The organism is Arsenicicoccus cauae (genome assembly GCF_009707125.1).
Classification (GTDB): domain Bacteria; phylum Actinomycetota; class Actinomycetes; order Actinomycetales; family Dermatophilaceae; genus Arsenicicoccus; species Arsenicicoccus cauae.
Genome location: NZ_WLVL01000003.1, coordinates 1 through 18,765 on the forward strand (window position 1 = coordinate 1; position 18,765 = coordinate 18,765).

At 72.4% G+C, this 18,765-nt stretch carries 21 protein-coding genes and 1 pseudogene; 7 read left to right on the forward strand and 15 right to left on the reverse strand.

What is annotated here, in order from left to right; translation table 11 throughout:
- The 12 genes and pseudogenes from GGG17_RS00540 to pgsA form a co-directional block, all read right to left on the reverse strand.
- Nucleotides 1-561, reverse strand: a pseudogene (locus GGG17_RS00540) (protein translocase subunit SecD); the annotation flags it as partial.
- On the reverse strand, nucleotides 561-899 hold the full coding sequence (locus tag GGG17_RS00545) for a preprotein translocase subunit YajC (RefSeq protein WP_154591874.1): 339 nt from the start codon (nucleotides 897-899) through the stop codon (nucleotides 561-563). The gene GGG17_RS00545 and the pseudogene GGG17_RS00540, both read right to left, overlap by 1 nt.
- Before the next feature lie 143 nt (nucleotides 900-1,042).
- Nucleotides 1,043-2,158, reverse strand: a complete 1,116-nt coding sequence (gene ruvB, locus GGG17_RS00550; protein ID WP_311966318.1) for a Holliday junction branch migration DNA helicase RuvB — start codon at nucleotides 2,156-2,158, stop codon at nucleotides 1,043-1,045.
- 3 nt (nucleotides 2,159-2,161) lie between these two features.
- Entirely contained in the window at nucleotides 2,162-2,758 is a 597-nt protein-coding gene (ruvA, locus tag GGG17_RS00555; protein ID WP_154591875.1) for a Holliday junction branch migration protein RuvA, read from the reverse strand.
- Between the two features lie 49 nt (nucleotides 2,759-2,807).
- A complete protein-coding gene (locus tag GGG17_RS00560; protein ID WP_154591876.1) occupies nucleotides 2,808-3,473 on the reverse strand; it encodes a crossover junction endodeoxyribonuclease RuvC in 666 nt (221 codons plus the stop codon).
- 404 nt (nucleotides 3,474-3,877) lie between these two features.
- Nucleotides 3,878-4,654, reverse strand: coding sequence for a YebC/PmpR family DNA-binding transcriptional regulator (locus GGG17_RS00565; RefSeq protein ID WP_154591877.1), 777 nt, complete (start codon nucleotides 4,652-4,654; stop codon nucleotides 3,878-3,880).
- A gap of 41 nt (nucleotides 4,655-4,695) precedes the next feature.
- Entirely contained in the window at nucleotides 4,696-5,319 is a 624-nt protein-coding gene (gene pdxT, locus GGG17_RS00570) for a pyridoxal 5'-phosphate synthase glutaminase subunit PdxT (protein ID WP_311966319.1), read from the reverse strand.
- Nucleotides 5,320-5,541: 222 nt separating this feature from the next.
- A complete protein-coding gene (pdxS, locus tag GGG17_RS00575; protein WP_154591879.1) occupies nucleotides 5,542-6,471 on the reverse strand; it encodes a pyridoxal 5'-phosphate synthase lyase subunit PdxS in 930 nt (309 codons plus the stop codon).
- Nucleotides 6,472-6,565: 94 nt separating this feature from the next.
- Nucleotides 6,566-7,186: a hypothetical protein gene (locus GGG17_RS00580; protein WP_230082561.1), complete on the reverse strand. Its 621-nt coding sequence runs from the start codon at nucleotides 7,184-7,186 to the stop codon at nucleotides 6,566-6,568.
- On the reverse strand, nucleotides 7,186-8,394 hold the full coding sequence (locus GGG17_RS00585; protein ID WP_154591944.1) for a glycosyltransferase family 4 protein: 1,209 nt from the start codon (nucleotides 8,392-8,394) through the stop codon (nucleotides 7,186-7,188). The genes GGG17_RS00580 and GGG17_RS00585 overlap by 1 nt, the downstream gene beginning before the upstream one ends.
- Nucleotides 8,395-8,399: 5 nt before the next feature.
- Nucleotides 8,400-9,323, reverse strand: a complete 924-nt coding sequence (locus GGG17_RS00590) for a phosphatidylinositol mannoside acyltransferase (RefSeq protein ID WP_154591880.1) — start codon at nucleotides 9,321-9,323, stop codon at nucleotides 8,400-8,402.
- Nucleotides 9,324-9,329: 6 nt separating this feature from the next.
- Nucleotides 9,330-9,935 (reverse strand): phosphatidylinositol phosphate synthase, encoded by a 606-nt coding sequence (gene pgsA, locus GGG17_RS00595; protein ID WP_154591881.1) that lies wholly within the window; start codon nucleotides 9,933-9,935, stop codon nucleotides 9,330-9,332.
- 126 nt (nucleotides 9,936-10,061) lie between these two features.
- On the opposite strand from pgsA, the gene GGG17_RS00600 reads away from it, so the two are divergent.
- From GGG17_RS00600 to GGG17_RS00615, 4 genes are all read left to right on the forward strand, one after another.
- Nucleotides 10,062-12,188: an elongation factor G-like protein EF-G2 gene (locus tag GGG17_RS00600; RefSeq protein WP_154591882.1), complete on the forward strand. Its 2,127-nt coding sequence runs from the start codon at nucleotides 10,062-10,064 to the stop codon at nucleotides 12,186-12,188.
- A 29-nt stretch (nucleotides 12,189-12,217) separates the two neighbouring features.
- Nucleotides 12,218-13,033, forward strand: coding sequence for an aldo/keto reductase (locus GGG17_RS00605; protein ID WP_154591883.1), 816 nt, complete (start codon nucleotides 12,218-12,220; stop codon nucleotides 13,031-13,033).
- A 161-nt stretch (nucleotides 13,034-13,194) separates the two neighbouring features.
- Nucleotides 13,195-13,878 carry a histidine phosphatase family protein gene (locus GGG17_RS00610; protein WP_154591884.1) on the forward strand — a complete coding sequence of 228 codons (684 nt, stop codon included), beginning with the start codon at nucleotides 13,195-13,197 and terminating at the stop codon, nucleotides 13,876-13,878.
- A 195-nt stretch (nucleotides 13,879-14,073) separates the two neighbouring features.
- Complete coding sequence (locus GGG17_RS00615; RefSeq protein WP_311966320.1) at nucleotides 14,074-14,652, forward strand: TMEM165/GDT1 family protein; 579 nt, start codon at nucleotides 14,074-14,076, stop codon at nucleotides 14,650-14,652.
- Here the strand turns inward: GGG17_RS00615 and GGG17_RS00620 are convergent.
- Complete coding sequence (locus GGG17_RS00620; RefSeq protein WP_154591885.1) at nucleotides 14,630-14,956, reverse strand: hypothetical protein; 327 nt, start codon at nucleotides 14,954-14,956, stop codon at nucleotides 14,630-14,632. The genes GGG17_RS00615 and GGG17_RS00620 overlap by 23 nt on opposite strands.
- Before the next feature lie 5 nt (nucleotides 14,957-14,961).
- A complete protein-coding gene (locus GGG17_RS00625; RefSeq protein ID WP_311966321.1) occupies nucleotides 14,962-15,522 on the reverse strand; it encodes an HIT family protein in 561 nt (186 codons plus the stop codon).
- Between the two features lie 70 nt (nucleotides 15,523-15,592).
- Here GGG17_RS00625 and GGG17_RS00630 point away from each other — a divergent pair, with 70 nt between their 5' ends.
- Nucleotides 15,593-15,790 (forward strand): nitroreductase/quinone reductase family protein, encoded by a 198-nt coding sequence (locus GGG17_RS00630; protein ID WP_154591886.1) that lies wholly within the window; start codon nucleotides 15,593-15,595, stop codon nucleotides 15,788-15,790.
- A 135-nt stretch (nucleotides 15,791-15,925) separates the two neighbouring features.
- On the forward strand, nucleotides 15,926-16,504 hold the full coding sequence (locus tag GGG17_RS00635) for a hypothetical protein (RefSeq protein ID WP_154591887.1): 579 nt from the start codon (nucleotides 15,926-15,928) through the stop codon (nucleotides 16,502-16,504).
- A gap of 225 nt (nucleotides 16,505-16,729) precedes the next feature.
- Here GGG17_RS00635 and GGG17_RS00640 read toward each other — a convergent pair whose 3' ends face one another.
- Complete coding sequence (locus GGG17_RS00640) at nucleotides 16,730-17,218, reverse strand: GNAT family N-acetyltransferase (protein WP_154591888.1); 489 nt, start codon at nucleotides 17,216-17,218, stop codon at nucleotides 16,730-16,732.
- 159 nt (nucleotides 17,219-17,377) lie between these two features.
- On the opposite strand from GGG17_RS00640, the gene GGG17_RS00645 reads away from it, so the two are divergent.
- Nucleotides 17,378-18,709 (forward strand): bifunctional o-acetylhomoserine/o-acetylserine sulfhydrylase, encoded by a 1,332-nt coding sequence (locus tag GGG17_RS00645; protein WP_154591889.1) that lies wholly within the window; start codon nucleotides 17,378-17,380, stop codon nucleotides 18,707-18,709.
- Nucleotides 18,710-18,765: the final 56 nt, after the last annotated feature.

Sequence of the window (18,765 nt, forward strand, 5' to 3'; positions counted from 1 at the left end):
GGCGGCGGGAGGCACGACGGCGGGTGCGCCGCTGGGCGTGGCGGTCGCGGTAGCGGTGGCCTTCGCGCTGGCCGGGGCGCTCGGCGCCGCCGACGCCGAACCGGTCGCGGGCGCGGAGGCAGGGGCCGTCGCGGTCCCGGTGGGGGTCGGGGCGGGCTGCGTGGAGCCGGGACCCTCGACCAGGACCGGCCGGAAGCGCATCATCGAGGACTTCTTGAGCGAGTCCACCGTCTCCTGCGGCGTGCCCTTGGGCAGCGACACGACGATGTTGCGGCCACCCTGGGTGGACACCTCGGCCTCGGCGACACCGGACCCGTCCACGCGCTTCTGCATGATGTCGACGGCCTGGTTCATGGTCGACTCGTCGAGGGCGCGATTGCCCTCGACCTGCGGGGCGAGCACGACCTGGGTGCCGCCGGCGAGGTCCAGCCCGAGCTTGGGGGTGAGCTGGGCGGTGCCCCAGGTGTGGACCCCGGCGAGGAGCGCCGCGAGGCCGAGCAGGAGCGTGGCGAACCAGACCAGGGTCCGGCGGGCTCCCCTGGTGCGAGGGTTGCGGGCCATCAGTCAGTGCCCTCGGCGCGGGTCGTCGTAGCGCCGCCGGCAGCGGGGGCCTCGCCCATGAGGGCGCGCTCGTCGAGGGTCAGCACCACTCCGTCGGCCACCTCGACCTGCGCGATGCCGCCACCACGGGACACGAGGGTCCCGATGATGCCGGAGGCGGTGAGGATCCGCTGGCCCGGCTGGAGCGACTCGGCACGGGTGGCCGCCTCCCGCTGGCGCCGGCGCGTCGTCCACCACAACCACCCCAGCATGAGCACGGGGAGCAGGAAGATCAGGTAGGACAGAGCCCCTTGGTCGTTCTGCGCCGCAGCGGCGACGAACGGGGTGGCAGAGATCATCGACACGTTCTCTCGATCGGATGGTCTGACAAGATCGCCGGCCTGGGATGACGCAGGGTGGCGACCTTGACACGTGGTGCAACGAGGAGGATTCCTCTCGGCAGTCTACGTGTCGGGTCTGTCCCCACCCAATCACCACGCGCTCAGGCGAACCGTCCCTCGCCGTCCAGGGGCAGCTGCTGGGTCACCGCTGCGCCTGGCGCATCCGGCGGGGCCGCGAGGCCGAGGTGCTGCCACGCCAGCGCCGTCGCCGCCCGGCCTCGAGGCGTGCGGACCATGAAGCCCTCGCGCACGAGATAGGGCTCGGCGACGGTCTCGACGGTGTCCGGCTCCTCCCCGACGGCGACCGCGAGGGTCGACAGGCCCACGGGACCGCCGCCGAAGCGCGTGCACAGCAGCTCCAGCACGCCCCGGTCGAGGCGGTCCAGGCCGCGCGCGTCGACGTCGAAGAGCGCGAGCGCCTCGTGCGCGGCCTCGAGATCGACGACACCGCGTCCGTGCACCTGCGACCAGTCGCGGACCCGCCGCAGCAGGCGGTTGGCGATGCGGGGCGTGCCCCGGGACCTCCCGGCGATCTCGGCGATGCCGTCGTCGAGGGCCTCGACGCCGAGCAGTCGCGCGGAGCGCCCGAGGATGGCAGCGAGGTCGTCGGCGGAGTAGAAGTCGAGGTGCCCGGTGAAGCCGAAGCGGTCGCGCAGCGGCGCCGGGAGCAGACCGGCCCGAGTGGTGGCCCCCACCACGGTGAAGGGGGGCAGCTCGAGCGGGATCGCGGTCGCGCCCGGGCCCTTGCCGACGATCACGTCGACCCGGAAGTCCTCCATCGCGAGATAGAGCATCTCCTCCGCCGGTCGCGCCATCCGGTGGATCTCGTCGAGAAAGAGCACCTCCCCCTCGGCCAGGCTGGACAGGATCGCAGCGAGGTCACCGGCGTGCTGGATGGCGGGGCCGCTGGTGACCCGGATCGGCCGCTCGAGCTCGGCCGCGACGATCATCGCCAGGGTGGTCTTGCCGAGGCCTGGGGGCCCGGACAGCAGGATGTGGTCGGGCACGGCGTCGCGACGCCGGGCTGCCTCGAGCACGAGCGACAGCTGGTCGCGCACGCGTGGCTGGCCGGGGAAGTCGGCCAGACGCTTCGGCCGCAGCGCCGCCTCGACCCGCTGCTCGTCGTCGTTGCCCCGGGCGTCGACGACCCGCGCGGTCGCGTCGTAGCTGCCGTCGTCGAACGGGTCGCCGGGCCCGCTCTCCCACACCTCCGCCACGGGTCAGCGCCCCAGCTCGCGCAGCGCGGCGCGCAGCATCTCGCTCGTGGTCCCCGGAGCCTCGCCGGCCTTGAGGACGCGCCCGACGGCGTCCTCGGCCTGCTTGGCGCTCCAGCCGAGCCCGACCAGTGCCTCCACGACCTGCGGCTGGGTCCCACCGGCGGTCGGCGCGACACCCGCGCTCGTGGCCGCGCCCGGAAGCGCGCCCACCTTGTCGCGCAGCTCCAGCACGATGCGCTCGGCGCCCTTCTTGCCGATGCCCGGCACCTTGGTCAGCGCGACGATGTCGCCCCCGGAGATGGCCGCGCGCGCCACGTCAGGGGCGTGCACCGACAGGATCGCGAGGGCCACCTTGGGCCCCACCCCGCTCACGGTCTGGACCTGCTCGAAGAGGGCCCGCTCGTCGTCGTCGCCGAAGCCGTAGAGCGTCAACGAGTCCTCCCGGACCACCAGGCTCGTCGACAGGCGCGCCTGCTGCCCCACCCGCAGCCCGGACGCCGTGGCGGGGGTCGTGTGCACGAGCATGCCGACACCCCCGACCTCGACCACGACGTGGTCGAGCCGGGCGGTCAGCACGGTGCCCGAGACGGACGCGATCATGAGCTCTCCTGTGGTCCGGTCTGATGGGTCGTATGCCGCAGCGGCCGGCTCATCGCGCGGTCCCCCGCTGCACCGCCTGCCGCCGCGCGGCCGCGACCGCCGGGTGAGCCGACCCGCCGCTCGCGCGGTGCGCCGCCACGGCCTGCTGCCACCGGTTGGGGGCGGCGGGCTGACGGCGTCGGGCCGCGTCCAGCGCCTCGGTCGTGCGGTTGTCGGTCACGGCGTCGGCGAGCCGTGACGCCGCCCCTCCCCGCCATACCTGGCAGATGGCGAGGGCGAGGGCGTCCGCGGCGTCCGCGGGGGTGGGTCGCTCGTCGAGGCCCAGGACCCGCATCACCATGCTGGTGACCTGGGCCTTGTCGGCGCGACCGTTGCCCGTGACGGCCGCCTTGACCTCCGAGGGCGTGTGCAGCGCCAGGGGCAGGCCGCGGCGCGCAGCCGCCAGCATCGGGATCGCGCTGGCCTGGGCGGTCCCCATGATCGTCGACACGTCGCCGCGGGCGAACATGCGTTCCACGGCGATGGCGTCCGGGTCGTGGTCGTGCAGCCAGTCCTCGAGCTCGGTCTGGATCGTCAGCAGCCGTTGGTGCAGCGGGTCACCGCTGGGGGTGCGGATCACCCCGACGGCCACGAGCCGCAGGGGTCGCCCCGGGGCCCCCTCGACCACGCCGACACCGCAGCGGGTGAGGCCAGGGTCGACCCCGAGCACCCTCATGCCGTCACCCCTCTCGCCGATCGTTCGCGCGACGGTCTCACCGTGCGCACCGACAGTCTCCACCGTGCGCACCGTCAGGCTAGGCGGGACACACCGAGGCTCCGAACACACGTTCGCCGCGCGGGCCATCCCTCGCCCGTCTCCGCCGCCATCCCCTGCCTGGCCTGCCATCCCACGTCCTGGGCTGCAGCACGAGACCGACGCGGCGACCTAAGACGGGCGCCAGAACCCCAGACCAGGGACACCCAGGCACACGCCAGCGGGGCCGGCACGACCCCCGTCGCCCCAGCCCCGCTCCTACGTCGCTCGTGTCCTCGCGCTGTCGTCAGTCCTCGAACCCTCTGGTCGGACCTCCTCCGCGCTCCGGGCCTCGCTCCTACGTCGCTCGTGTCCTCGCGCTGTCGTCAGTCCTCGTCGTTCAGGCCGAGCTCGTCAGCCACCTCGTCGCTGATGTCGCCGTTGGTCCAGACGTTCTGCACGTCGTCGCTGTCCTCGAGCGCGTCCACGACCTTCATCATCTTGGTGGCGCCGTCGGCGTCCAGGTCGACCTTGAGGTTGGGCACGAACGACGCCTCCGCCGACTCGTACTCCAGCCCGGCCTCCTCGATGGCCTTGCGCACGCCCACGAAATCCGTTGCCTCCGAGATGATCTCGAAGGTGTCACCCTCGTCGTTGACCTCCTCGGCCCCGGCGTCCAGCACGATCTCGAGCAGGTCGTCCTCGGTCAGGTCCCGGCCCTTGTTGGCCTTGGGCACCGCGACGACACCCTTGCGGGAGAAGTTGTAGGCGACCGAGCCCGGGTCGGCGAGGTTGCCCCCGTTGCGGGTCAGGGCCACGCGCACCTCGGTGGCGGCCCGGTTGCGGTTGTCGGTGAGGCACTCGATGAGCACGGCGACGCCGTTGGGGGCGTACCCCTCGTACATGATCGTCTGCCAGTCGGCGCCGCCGGACTCCGCACCGGAGCCGCGCTTGAGCGCGCGGTCGATGTTGTCGTTGGGGACGGAGTTCTTCTTGGCCTTCTGGACCGCGTCGTACAGCGTCGGGTTGCCGGCCGGGTCGGCGCCGCCGGACTTGCACGCGACCTCGATGTTCTTGATCAGCTTGGCGAACAGCTTGCCGCGCTTGGCGTCGATCGCCGCCTTCTTGTGCTTGGTGGTGGCCCATTTGGAGTGGCCGCTCATACGTAAGCTCCTCGTGTGTCCGGCGTGGCAACTGGCCCAGTCTACGCGCCGCGCACCAGGTCGACGAAGTACTCGTGCACCCGCAGGTCGCCCGTGACCTCGGGGTGAAAGCTCGTGACCAGCAGGGGGCCCTGCCGCGCCATCACGACCTTGCCCGCCGCGTCGCCCTGGACCGACGACGGCACGCTGGCCAGCACCTCGACCTCGCTCCCCACGTCCTCGACCCACGGCGCCCGGATGAACACCGCCCGCAGCGGGTCGGCCACCCCGTCCCGGATCGCCGGCACCGACAGATCCGCCTCGAAGGAGTCCACCTGCCGCCCGAACGCGTTGCGCCGCACCGTGATGTCCATGCCGCCCAGCGTCTGCTGGTCGGCCGTCGCGTCGGTCACGCGGTCGGCGAGCATGATCATGCCCGCGCAGGACCCGTAGGCCGGCATACCGGCCGTGATCCGGTCCTGCAACGGGCCCTGCAGGCCGAAGGCCCGGACCAGCTTGTCCATGACGGTGGACTCGCCACCGGGGATGACGATCCCGTCCAGCTCGTCGAGCTCCTCGGGCCGGCGGACGGTGATGGCCTGCACGCGCAGGCACTCCAAGGCGTGGACGTGCTCGCGCACGTCCCCCTGGACGGCGAGGACTCCGATGCGGGTGGGGGCGGTCACCCGCGCCACCCTAGTGTCCCTGCTCGTATGACGACGACCGCGCCCGCCACGAGTCGTCGCCCAGCGGGGTTCGGGCATACAGGACCTCACGGCCCCGCCGCCGCGGACTGACCAGACCGGCCCGGGTCACGACCTGCTCCGCCCTGACCGTCACCGCCGTGCACCGCGTCCGGGGCTCCTCACCCCGCCCCGAGGCGAGGTGAGGAGCTCGTCGCGCTCAGCTCACCAGCCGCGCTCGGCGAGGCGGTGCGGCACGGGGATGTCATCGACGTTGATGCCGACCATGGCCTCCCCGAGGCCGCGGGAGACCTGGGCGATGGTGTCGGGGTCGTCGTAGAAGGTGGTGGCCTTGACGATGGCCGCCGCCCGCTCGGCCGGGTTGCCGGACTTGAAGATCCCGGACCCGACGAAGACGCCCTCGGCGCCGAGCTGCATCATCATGGCCGCGTCGGCGGGGGTGGCGATGCCGCCGGCGGTGAAGAGCACGACGGGCAGCTTGCCGGCGTGCGCGACCTCACGCACGAGCTCGTAGGGCGCCTGCAGCTCCTTGGCCGCGACGTACAGCTCGTCGGCGGCCATGGACTGCAGCCGGTTGATCTCGCTGCGGATCTTGCGCATGTGCATCGTGGCGTTGGAGACGTCACCGGTGCCGGCCTCGCCCTTGGAGCGGATCATGGCGGCGCCTTCGGTGATGCGGCGCAGGGCCTCGCCCAGGTTGGTCGCCCCGCACACGAAGGGGACGGTGAAGGCCCACTTGTCGATGTGGTTGCTGTAGTCCGCCGGGGTGAGCACCTCGGACTCGTCGACGTAGTCGACGCCCAGCGACTGCAGCACCTGGGCCTCGACGAAGTGACCGATCCGGGCCTTGGCCATGACGGGGATGGAGACGGCGGAGATGATGCCGTCGATCATGTCGGGGTCGCTCATGCGCGACACGCCACCCTGGGCGCGGATGTCGGCGGGGACCCGCTCGAGCGCCATGACCGCGACGGCGCCGGCGTCCTCGGCGATCTTGGCCTGCTCCGGCGTGACGACGTCCATGATCACCCCGCCCTTGAGCATCTCGGCCATGCCGCGCTTGACGCGGGTGGTGCCGGTGCCGGCGCTGGGGACGGAGGGGGTGGTCGCAGGGGTGGACTCGGTGGTGCTCATCGCGATGGGGCTGCCTTAGCTCGAGGACTGCTGTGTCGACGTCGGTGTCGGCGTCATCGTAGGTCCAACCAGGCGCCACGCCCGCATCGGCCGGTCACTCCAGCGCGGACGGCAGCCGGTCGTCGAACTCGACGGTCCGCGGCAGCTCGGCGTGCCCGGCGAGCCGGAAGGCCCGCACGAGGCGCTTGCGACGCACCCGCTGCACGTCCACGACCGCGTCGTTGTGGAAGCGCCGCGCCAGCTGGACCCGCGTGCACGAGCTGCGGAGTCGCTGGAGGAGCACGCGCCCGCCGTGGTCACCGTCGCGGCGCAGCCCGTCGACCGTCTCGGGCGGCAGGGCGAGGTCCAGGGCCTGGGACAGGTCCGTCTCGGCCTCGACGCGGGCGTCGACCGGCTCGTCCTCGAGCTCGAGCGACTCGGCGGCCGCCGCGGCGAGGAACAGCGAGGTGGCAGGGTCCAGCAGGCCCGACCCGGCGAGCTCCTGCACCGCCTCGGCGCGTCTCACCAGCTGGGCGTCGACCGCGACCAGCGCGCCCTCCACGCGCGCGTGCAGCCGGTCCAGCCGCGCCGCGGTGTAGGTCAGCCGCCAGGCCAGCAGCACCAGCGCGAGCCCGAGGAGGACGAGCGGCCCGGGGATGCTGGGCACCTCGGGGATGCCGAGGAACCTCGCGATGACCGCGATGACCGGGATGACCGTGATGACCGGGACGGGCATCAGGAGCGCCTCGCCCCGCGGCCGAGGCTGTCACCGAGGCCCTGGGTGAGGCTTCGGCCGAGGCCCTCCAGCCGCCTCGACACGGCGCCACGCGGCTTCGCGGGGGCGCCGAGCAACACGGTCTCGTAGACCGCGAGCACCTGGTCGGCCACCACGGACCAGTCGAACTGCCGGGCCCGGTCCTGCCCCAGCCGGGACAGCTCCGCGCGCCGAGCGGGGTCCGCCAGCAGCGCCACGGCGGCCTCCGCCAGGGACCCGCTCGACTCGTTGGCAAAGGTCGCTCCGGCCCGGCCCCCGTCCAGCACGCGGACGAACGCCGGGATGTCCGACGCCAGCACCGGGGCCCCAGCGGCCATGGCCTCGACCAGGATGATCCCGAAGCTCTCGCCGCCGGTGTTGGGGGCGACGTAGAGGTCGGCGGAGCGAAAGAGCGCGGCCTTGTCGTCGTCGGAGACCGCCCCGAGCAGCTCGACGCTGCACCCGTCGGGCACCGCCGCGCGCACGGCCTCCTGGTCGCCCGGCCCCGCGACGAGCAGCCGCACGCCGGGCACCGCGCGGGTGATGGCGGGCAGAGCCTCGAGCAGCAGCGGCAGGCCCTTGCGCGGCTCCTGCAGCCGGCCGAGGAAGGCGATGGTCGGCCGCTCGGGCGAACCTTGCCACGCGGGCCGCACGGGCGCTGCCGCGAACCGGTCGACGTAGACGCCGTTGGGGATGACCACGGCGTCGCCGCCGTAGTGCGTGGTCACGGTGCGGCGCGCGTCCTCGGAGACCGCGATGCGGCCCAGGATCTTCTCCAGCGACGGGCGGAAGGCGGGATAGACGGTCTGCATCGCCCGCGAGCGCACCTGCGAGGAGTGGAAGGTCGCGACGATCGGGCACTCGGCCTGCCAGAGGGCGAGGGTGCCGATCGACGGGGTGATCGGCTCGTGGATGTGCACCACGTCGAAGGCGCCGTCCTCGAGCCAGCGACCGACGCGCGCGGCCGTCACCGGCCCGAAGTTCAGCCGCGCCACGGACCCGTTGTACTTGACGGGGACAGCGCGTCCGGCGCTCACGACGTACGGCGGCAGCACAGTGTCCTCGTCGGCCGGCGCCAGCACCGACACCGCGTGCCCCTCGCGCAGGAGCCACCCGGCCAGGTCGCGCACGTGGAACTGCACCCCCCCAGCCACGTCGAAGGAGTACGGGCAGACGATCCCGACGCGCAGCGAGGTCACCGCACGTCCTCGGCAAAGACCCGCTGCATCATGTGCCAGTCGGCCGTATGCCGGACGACCGCCGCCTCGAGCGCCGCCGCACAGCTCTGGGTCATGGCCGCGGCCTTGTCCCTCGTGCGACCCGTCTCCGGCACGGGCACCTGCTCGTGGAAGGTCACGACGACGTCGTGGCCGCTGCCGGTCCCGCCCGGTCCCCGCCGGCGCTCGTAGTGCACCGAGACGGGGTGCAGGGGTGCCCCCGTCGCGACGGCGAGGGCGGCCGGGCCGGGCGCCATCCGGGCCTCGCGCCCGCAGAAGGTCACGGTGACGCCCTGGTCGGTCAGGTCTCGGTCGGCGAGCAGGGGCACGAAACCCCCTGCGCGCAGCGCGCGCACGAGCTCGGGCATGGCCGGCGGCCCACCGGTCAGCGGCAGGATCCGCATGCCGAGCCGCTCGCGGAAGGCGACGAAGGCCTCGTAGACCTCCTCGGGGCGCAGGCGCTCCGCCACGGTCGTGACGGGCGCGAGCTCGTGCGTGGACCAGGCCCCCGCGAGGTCCCAGTTGCCCAGGTGGCCGAGGAACATCACTGCACCGCGCCCCTCGCGCAGCGACGCCCGCACCCCCTCGTCGCCGACGACCCGCACGGTCTCGTGCAGCACCTGCGGCGTGAGGTCGGGCAGGCGGAAGGCGTCGCACCAGTACCGCAGGTAGGAGCGCATCCCCTCGCCGACGAGCGTCTCGAGCTGGGTCGCCGTCAGCTCGGGCCGCACCCGCGCGTAGTTGGCCCGCAGCCGCTGCACCGAGCGCCCGTCCCGGCGGTGCGTGACGTCGGCGACCCGGTCGAAGGCGGCGTAGGCGACCCGGGCGGGCAGCAGGCGCACGACGCGCCAGCCGGCACGGAACGCCCAGACGGTGGCCCGGTCGGCGAGGCGGTTCGGCATACGGCCTCAGCCCCGGGCGAGGGCCTGGGTGCGCACCACGAGGATCCGCTGCAGCACCGTGATCGCCGACAGGACGGCGAGGACCCACAGCGCCACCGCGACCATGGGCTCCCACAGGCCGGTGCCGGTCACGAAGGTCGCGACCAGGATCAGCACGAGCCGGTCCGCGCGCTCGGCCACGCCGACGCTGGCCGTCATGCCGAGGCCCTCGGCCCGCGCCCGGACGTAGGACACGAGCATCCCGAGCACGAGCACGGCGAGGGCGACGCAGGTCAGCACGCGCTCACCCCGCCACGCGTAGTAGAGGACGAGCCCGCCGAAGATCGAGGCGTCACCGATCCGGTCCAGGCTCGAGTCGAGGAAGGCGCCGAAGCTGGAGGTACGGCCGCTGTGCCGGGCCATGACCCCGTCGATGGTGTCGGAGAACACGAAGACGGCGATCAGCAGGGTCCCGACGAGGAGCTCGCCGCGAGGAAAGAACCACAGCGCGCTCGCCGCCACCCCGAGCGTGCCGACGACCGTCACGGCGTCGGGCGAGACCCCGAGGCGCAGCAGGATCTTGGCGACGGGCGTGAAGATCCGGGTGGCCAGAGCACGAAATCGGTTCAGCATGGTGCCCCCACCCTAGCCATAGGGGGACCCCGGTTGTCGGCACCGCTCGCCGGGAGTTGAGTATGGAACCACCCACCCTGCACGCCGGGGTGACGATCCGCCAACGACGAAGTCAGGTGAGATGACATGGCCGCTAACAACAGCCAGGGTCAAGGAGCCGCGGGCTCCCCCGCCCCAGCCCGCCCCGAGGACATCAGGAATGTCGTCCTCGTGGGGCCGTCCGGGTCGGGCAAGAGCACGTTGTTCGAGCACCTCGTGGCCGCTCGCGTGCCCGGGCGCCGCGTCAAGGAGACCCCCAAGGGCGAGGACACCCGGTCGGTCGGGCTGGACGCGGCGTCCTTCGACGTCGACGGGACGACGGTCAACCTGCTCGACACGCCGGGGTACCCGGACTTCGTCGGTGACCTGCGGGCCGGGCTGCGCGCGGCCGACGCGGCGCTGTTCGTCGTCTCTGCGGTGGACGGGGTGGACGCGGCGACCGGCATGCTGTGGCAGGAGTGCGAGGTCGTGGGTATGCCGCGCGCCATCGTCGTGACCAAGCTCGAGGCAGGGCGCGGGTCCTTCGAGGAGACGGTGGACTCGTGCCGGCGGGTGTTCGGCGACGCGCAGCCGTTGTACCTGCCGGTCCAGGCCGACGACGGCACGATCACCGGGACGCTGGCGCTGCTCAGCCGCCGCCACTACGACTCCTTCGGCGGGGACGTACGGATCAGCGACGCCACGCCCGAGCAGCTGGAGGTCATCGACGAGGTCCGTGGCGACCTGGTCGAGGCGATCATCACCGAGTCGGAGGACGACACCCTGCTGGACCGCTACCTCGAGGGCGAGGACGTGTCCTTCGATACCATCCGGGCCGACCTCATGACCGCGGTGGCCGCCGGCACCTTCTTTCCCGCCATCCCGATCAGCGCACTGACGGGGGCGGGCGTCCCCGAGCTGCTGGAGATCTTCACCGACGCCTTCCCCGACCCCACGCGGCACCCTCTGCCGATGGTGACCTCGCTGGACGGCGAGCCGATCGAGGCCCTCGTCGGCGACCCGGACGGACCTCTGGTCGCCGAGGTCGTCCGGACCTCCACGGACCCCTACGTCGGGCGCGTCTCGCTCGTCCGCGTCTTCAACGGCACCCTGCGCGCCGAGGACGTGGTGCACGTCGCCGGCCACCTGTCGACCTTCGTCGGCAAGGAGGTCGATGGTCACCCCGACCACGACTCGGACGAGCGCGTGGGCCAGTTGTCCACGCCGCTCGGCGGCACCGAGCACGCCCCCAAGTCGTCCGGGTTCGCGGTGGCCGGCGACCTGGCGATCGTGGCCCGGCTCGCGCACGCCGAGACCGGGGACACGCTCTCGGACAAGGACTCCCCGTGCGTCGTGGAGCCCTGGCTGCTCCCCGACCCCCTGCTGCCGGTGGCGATCCACCCGGACTCCAAGGCCGACGAGGACAAGCTCGCCAGCGCCCTGCAGCGGGTCGTCGCCGAGGACGTGACGATGCGGCTCGACCACGACGCCGAGACCCACCAGACGGTCCTGTGGACGATGGGCCAGGCCCACGTCGACGTGCTGCTGGGCCGGCTCCAGGAGCGCTACCAGGTCACCGTGGAGGCGGAGCCGCTGCGCGTGGCGCTGCGCGAGACCTTCGTGGCCCCGGCCAAGGCCCAGGGCCGCCACGTCAAGCAGTCCGGCGGGCACGGGCAGTTCGCCGTCTGCCACGTCGAGATCGAGCCGCTGGAGCGGGGCGCGGGCTTCGAGTTCGTCGACAAGGTGGTGGGCGGGGCCGTCCCGCGGCAGTTCATCCCGTCGGTGGAGAAGGGCGTCCGCGCCCAGATGGCCAAGGGCACCCTGGCGGGCTACCCCATGGTCGACATCCGCGTCACCCTGACCGACGGCAAGGCGCACTCCGTCGACTCCTCGGACATGGCCTTCCAGACCGCGGGGGCGCTGGCGCTCAAGGAGGCGACCAGCTCGGCCACCGTCACCCTGCTCGAGCCGGTGGACCGCGTGGACGTCGACGTGGCGGACGAGTACGTCGGTGCCGTCATGAGCGACCTGTCGACGCGCCGGGGGCGGGTCGTCGGGACCGAGGCCGGCAGTGTCGGGCGCACGGTCGTGCACGCCGAGGTCCCGGCGCTCGAGCTGACGCGCTACGCCATCGACCTGCGGTCGGTCTCCCACGGGACGGGCACCTTCGGCCGGGACCGGCTGCGCTACGACCCGCTGCCGCAACACCTCGCGGCCAAGCTCGTCACGGGCTGACCGCCGCGCCCGGCCAGTAGTCTGTGGGCATGAGCATCCAATTCCCTCATGGTGTGACCGTGCCCGAGATCGGCATCGGGACATGGTTCGTCGGCGATGAGCCGTCGCGTCGCGACGAGGAGATCGCCGCCATCCGTGCCGGGCTGGATGCGGGGCTGCGCGTGATCGACACGGCGGAGATGTACGGTGACGGGCGCTCGGAGCAGCTCGTCGGCGAGGCGATCCGCGGCCGGCGCGACGAGGTCTTCCTGGTGAGCAAGGTGCTGCCGTACAACGCGTCGGAGGCGGGTGTGCGCTCCGCGGTGCACGCGAGCCTGCAGCGGCTGGGCACCGACCGTCTCGACCTCTATCTGCTTCACTGGCGCGGCTCTGTGCCCTTCGACGAGACCGTCGCCGCGTTCGAGCGGCTGCAGAAGGACGGCGACATCGGCGCGTGGGGTGTCAGCAACCTCGGTCCGGATGACATGGCCGACCTTCCGCACGGATGCGCGACCGATCAGGTGCTCTACAACCCGATTCGCCGCGGTCCGGAGCTGGATCTCTTCCCGATCCTGCGATCCCGGGGTATTCCGGTGATGGCGTACTCACCGCTCGAGCAGGCTCGGCTGCTCGATGACCCTCGGCTGCAGGCTCTCGCGGTCGACAGCGGCCTCTCCGCGGCGCAGCTCGTGCTGGCCTGGGTGATCCGCGACGGCGACGTGCTGGCGATCCCGAAGGCGGGTTCCGCAGGCCATGCCCGCCAGAACGCCGCCTTGCTGGGCATGACTCTGTCCGCCGACGTCCAGGCGGAGATCGACCGGCTGTTCCCGGCTCCGCAAAACCCGGTGCCACTCGAGATGCTCTGAGGCCGTCGACGCCCCTGGGTCAGAGTCGCTGCGCCGGGGGCGCAGACGTCTCGCCGGCGCGGAGCTGGCACGTGAAGTGCACCGACTGACCTTCGTCGCCCCCGAGCTTCCGGGCCACCCCGGGCTGGGCGCCGGCCGTGGCGGATGACAGACTCTGGGACATGGACCTCTTCGTCATCCGCCACGGTCAGTCCGAGAACAACAAGCTGTATGCCGAGACCGGCAGCCGCGCAGGCCGCACGCCCGACTCCGAGCTGTCCGAGCTCGGTCACGAACAGGCCCGGCGCCTCGCCGAGGCGGTGCGGGAGGACCGCAGCCACCTCGACGTGGAGGTCCTCCACACCGCCCTCACGCACCGGTGCCTGCAGACCGTCGCCCCGCTCGCCGACGCCCTAGGGCTCGAGCCCATCGGCCGGACGGACCTGGGCGAGGTCGGTGGCCTGTACGCCGCCCACCCGGCCACCGGCGTGCGCCGCCCCTACCCCGGCCTCAGCACGCAGGAGATGCACGACATCGCGCCGTCCCTCACGCTGCCGGCCGACGTCGAGCAGGGCTCGGAATGGGACGGCGGCTTCGAGGAGGAGCACGCCGAGGCCCAGCGCCGGGCCGCCGCGGTCCTCGACGACCTGGCGTCCCGGCACGGGGACCGGACCAAGATCGGCATCCTTACCCACCAGCACTTCGGTCAGCTGCTGATCGGGGCGGCCGTCGGGATCGGCGAGGCCGGCCGCAAGTTCGAGCTGTCCAACTCCTCGGTGACCGCCCTGCGGCACGAGGACGGCGAGTGGCGCGTGCTCTGGGTCAACCGGGTCCGCCACCTCGACAGCGACCAGATCAACGCCTGAGGCGCCAACCGCGCTATCCTGGGCGACGAAAGGGAGTAGTCCCCAACAGTCGAGTCGACACATTGGCCCTCGGGCCCGGCTCGGCAGGCCACGACCTCGTGGCGGACGAGACTTTCGACCAGCACCCCGTCGACGGACGTGCCTGGCCGAGGTCCGTCCACGACGCGGGTCCGGCAGGCCTGAGAGGACCCCCTCGTGTACGCCTTCCTCCTGAGCACCGCGGTGATCTTCGTCGCCGAGCTCGGCGACAAGAGCCAGCTGATGGCCATGACCTTCGCCGCCCGCTACCGCGCCCGGGACGTGCTCCTCGGGATCACCGCGGCCACGGCCCTGGTCCACCTCGCGTCCGTCGGTATCGGCTACGCCATCGGCGACGTCTTCGCCGACGCCCAGGGCGCCATCCAGGTCGTGGCGGGCATCGCCTTCCTGGCCTTCGCCGCGTGGACCCTGCGCGGCGACGAGCTGACGGACGACGAGGCCGCCAAGGCCCGCAACAGCCGCGGCATGGCGCTGCTCGCGGTCGGCACGGCCTTCTTCCTGGCCGAGCTGGGCGACAAGACCATGCTCGCGACCATCACCCTGGCCACCCAGGAGGGGTGGTTCGGCACGTGGGTGGGCTCCACGCTCGGCATGGTAGCGGCCGACGCCCTCGCGATCGGTGCCGGGGCCCTGCTCGGCCGCAAGCTGCCAGAACGCACCATCAAGATCGGCGCCGCCCTGCTCTTCCTGGCCTTCGGCGTGGTGCTGATATTCAGCGGCGTGCACGCGCTCTGACGAGCCCCTCCACCGGGCGCACACCCGGCCGCAGGAAGCGGTGGCCGTGCCGCAGCAGCTCCGGCCAGACCCCGCGGCCGCGGGTCACCGTGCCGTCCCCGCCGACCCAGACCAGGTGTCCGCGGCAGTCCTCGGGGGCGAGACCCCACCGCTCGAGCGCCACCCGGCGCCAGGGCCGCAGCTCGAACCTGTCGCGCGACACCACGTGCCACAGCACCCGCGCCCGCGCCCGGCCGAGGGCGGTCGTGTCGTCATAGAGGAGGACGGGCTGGGGGTCCGTCGGCATGGCGGGCAGGTCCGGCATACGGCTCACTCCCCCGGCCAGGCCGCCACGATCTGTTGCCGGGTGTCCTCGAGAAGGACGGGCAGGGCCTTGGTCTGACCGACGATCGGCAGGAAGTTCATGTCGCCGCCCCACCGCGGCACCACGTGCTGGTGCAGGTGTGCGGCGACGCCCGCCCCGGCGACGGCGCCCTGGTTCATGCCGAGGTTGAAGCCCATCGGGCTGCTCGCCGCCTCCAGCGCGCGGATGGCCGCCTTGGTCAGCCGGGTGAACTCCTCGGTCTCGTCGTCGGTGAGGTCGAGGTAGAGCGGGACGTGCCGGTAGGGGCAGACGAGCAGGTGCCCGGGGTTGTACGGGAAGAGGTTCATCACCACGAAGCACAGCTCGCCGCGGTGCACGATCAGCCCGTCGGCGTCGTCCTTGTCGGGGGCCGCGCAGAACGGGCATCCCTGTCCCGGACCGGTGCTCGGCCGGTCCGCCTGGATGTAGGCCATGCGGTGCGGCGTCCACAGACGCTCGAACCCGTCGTCCACACCGGCGAGCTGGCCGGCGTCCTCGATGCTGCGCGGGCCCTGGAGGTCTGTCACCCCTCGATCCTAGACTCGACGGTATGGCGACGACGCCAGACCCCACGCCCGGCGCCCCGGGGCACCCGCAGTGGTTCCTCAACTGGTCGCCCACCCGCACCTGCGCCTGCAGGACGGCACGACCGTCACGCGTCAGGTGGCGCGCCTGGCCACCGATGCCGAGCACGCCGCTAGGTGGCCCCGCTGCGTCGAGGCGTTCCCGCCCTGCGCCGACTACCAGACCAAGACGGACCGTCAGATCCCGACCTTCCTGCTCGGGCAGCCGTGAAGGAGACCCGGCAGGAGCTCCACCGCCTCCAGGCGTTGCTCGACGCGTCGCGCTCCCGGTCCGCCCCACGGATCAGCGCGGTGGACGGGCACTTCCTGCACGGGTCGCCCAGGGCAGCCTGGCATGCTGGGCGCCATGACCAAGCACGCCGACACCCGTCGGGCCCGCATCCGCGCGACGCTCCAGGACGCCATCGATCAGACGACCTGCGTGCGCCTCACGACCCGGGACGGTGACGACGTCGTCGGCTACTGCGTCGGCGTGGGTCGCCGCTGGTGCCTGGTCGCGCTCGCCGCACCGTGGCCCGACGGCTACGCCGCTGTCCGGCTGGCCGCCCTTGAGCGCATCCACCGCGTCGAGCCCGCCACCGTCGAACGCCGCGCCTTCGAGCGGGACGACCGCTGGCCGCCGGCCGCTCTCGAGGACCTCGACCTGGACCGCACGGACGCGCTGCTCGCAGGACTGGCCGACCGCTTCCCGCTGGTGGGGCTGGACCTTCGCGACAGCGAGGACGACGTCTTCGTCGGGGCCCCCGCCCTGGTCGCCGAGGGCACGCTCATGCTGCAGGAGCTGGGGTCGGACGCGCAGTGGGACGCCCTGTCCGCGTGGCGCCTGCGGGACATCACGCGCGTCACCGTCCAGGACCGCTACCTGCAGCTGCTGGCGGACCTCGCGCCGCCGCAGCCGCAGCAGCCCTCCCCCTTCTCCGACTGACGGAGCAGGGCGGAGAGTGACAGGATCGCCGTGCCCGCCACCATGACCACCAACGACATCACGAGGCCCATATGCCGCCAGACGGACGGTGGTCCTGCGTTGCCGCGCGCGGCGTCATACCCGGCAGTGAGCGTCAGGACATCGGCAGAGCGACGAACGGGTCCATGATGGCGAACAGGCCACCCAGGGCCTTGACGCGCACGGTCTGGTCCAGACCGGATGATCTCAGAAGAGCGTTGCGGGGACCCTCAGCACCGACTCGAAGATCCCCTCATGAGCGGGCCGTCCACCCAGACGACGCGCGATGCCCGGGGCTGCCGGGCCGAGCTCGGTGAGGTCACCGCGCAGGTGCGTCAGCCCCTCGGCCGAGGACCACGCGAACACCTCCCGCGCCATCTGCCCACCGATCCCGCACCGGCGGAAGGTCGGCGTCACGAACATCGTGTGCACCTGGCCCCACCGCGAGCGCCGGGGGCCGCCGAGAACGGGCAGCTGCTCGACGAGAGTGACGCCGGCGATGCCGAGGGGCCGCTTCTCGATCTCGGCGAGCCAGTAGGCGTGCGAACCGCTGCTGCGCAGCCAGGCGTCGGCGAACCGGTCGATGAACTCCGGGTCCGGCGAGGCGCCGCGCTCCCTGCCGAGCTGCAGCATCATCGCGGCAACGGCGAACGCGTCGTGCGGGCGGGCACGGCGGATGTGGGCAGGGGCGCTCATGGCCACAGTGAACCACCGGTCGAGGGTCTCGGCACCTCCTCGTGACCAAACCGTCACTCCATGGGAGCGTGGTCCGTATGCCGGGACGCCCCTCCCTCACCCTGCGAGACCCCTCCTAGAGTCGCCGCAGGTCATGAGCGTCAGGAAGGGTACGTGGTCATGAGCGACTGGGCATTCGAGACCAAGCAGATCCATGCGGGGCAGACCCCGGACTCCGAGACGGGCGCGCGGGCGCTACCGATCTACCAGACCACCTCGTTCGTCTTCGACGACGCGCAGGTCGCGGCGGACCGGTTTGCGCTGTCGGACCTCGGACCGATCTACACCCGCCTCGGCAACCCGACGAACAACGCCATCGAGGAGCGCATCGCGGCGCTGGAGGGTGGGGTCGGCGCGCTGCTGCTGGGGTCGGGCATGGCGGCGACGACCTTCGCGATCCTCAACGTCGCGCAGGCGGGCGACCACGTCGTGGCCTCCCCCGCGCTGTATGGCGGGACCTACAACCTGCTGCGCTACACGCTCCCGAAGCTGGGGATCACGACGACCTTCGTCGACGACCAGGCGGACCTTGAGCAGTGGCGCGCCGCGGTCCGCCCGGAGACCAAGCTCTTCTTCGGCGAGACGATCTCCAACCCCGACCAGAAGGTCCTCGACATCGCCGGGATCGCCGGGGTCGCCCACGAGGCGGGCGTGCCGTTGTTCGTCGACAACACCGTCGCGACGCCCTACCTCATCCGCCCGATCGAGCACGGCGCCGACGTCGTCATCCACTCGGCCACGAAGTTCCTCGGCGGCCACGGCACGTCGATCGTGGGGGCGCTCGTCGATGCCGGCACGTTCGACTACGCCCAGGACCCCGAGCGCTTCCCACAGCTCAACACGCCGTCCGACAGCTACCACGGGCTCGTCTACGCCCGCGACCTCGGGGTCGGCTCGGCGCTCGGCGCCAACCTGGCGTTCATCCTCAAGGCGCGCGTCGAGCTGCTGCGCGACCTCGGCTCGGCATGCTCGCCGTTCAACGCCTTCCTCGTGGGCCTCGGCATCGAGACCCTCTCGCTGCGCATCGAGCGGCACCTCGCCAACACCCGCCGCGTCGTCGAGCACCTGGCGGGCCACCCGCAGGTCGAGCGCGTCTACTACGCCTCGCTCGACGGCAGCCCGGAGAACGCGCGCGCAGAACGCTACTGCCCCAAGGGATCCGGTTCGGTGTTCTCCTTCGAACTCGCCGGTGGGGTCGACGCGGGGCGGGCCTTCGTGGACGCTCTTGAGCTGCACAGCCACGTCGCCAACATCGGCGACGTCCGCTCGCTCGTCATCCACCCGGCCTCGACGACGCACTCGCAGGGGTCGGACGAGGACCGCCTCGGGGCCGGCGTCACGCCCGGCCTGGTGCGCCTGTCGGTGGGCCTGGAGCACATCGACGACATCCTGGCAGACCTCGACCGCGGCCTTGCGGCGGCGGCGTCAGCGGCGGGCACCGACCAGGCCTGAGGACTCGACACGGCACCCACCCCCCGGGGGGTGGGTGCCGTCGGTCATCCTGCGCC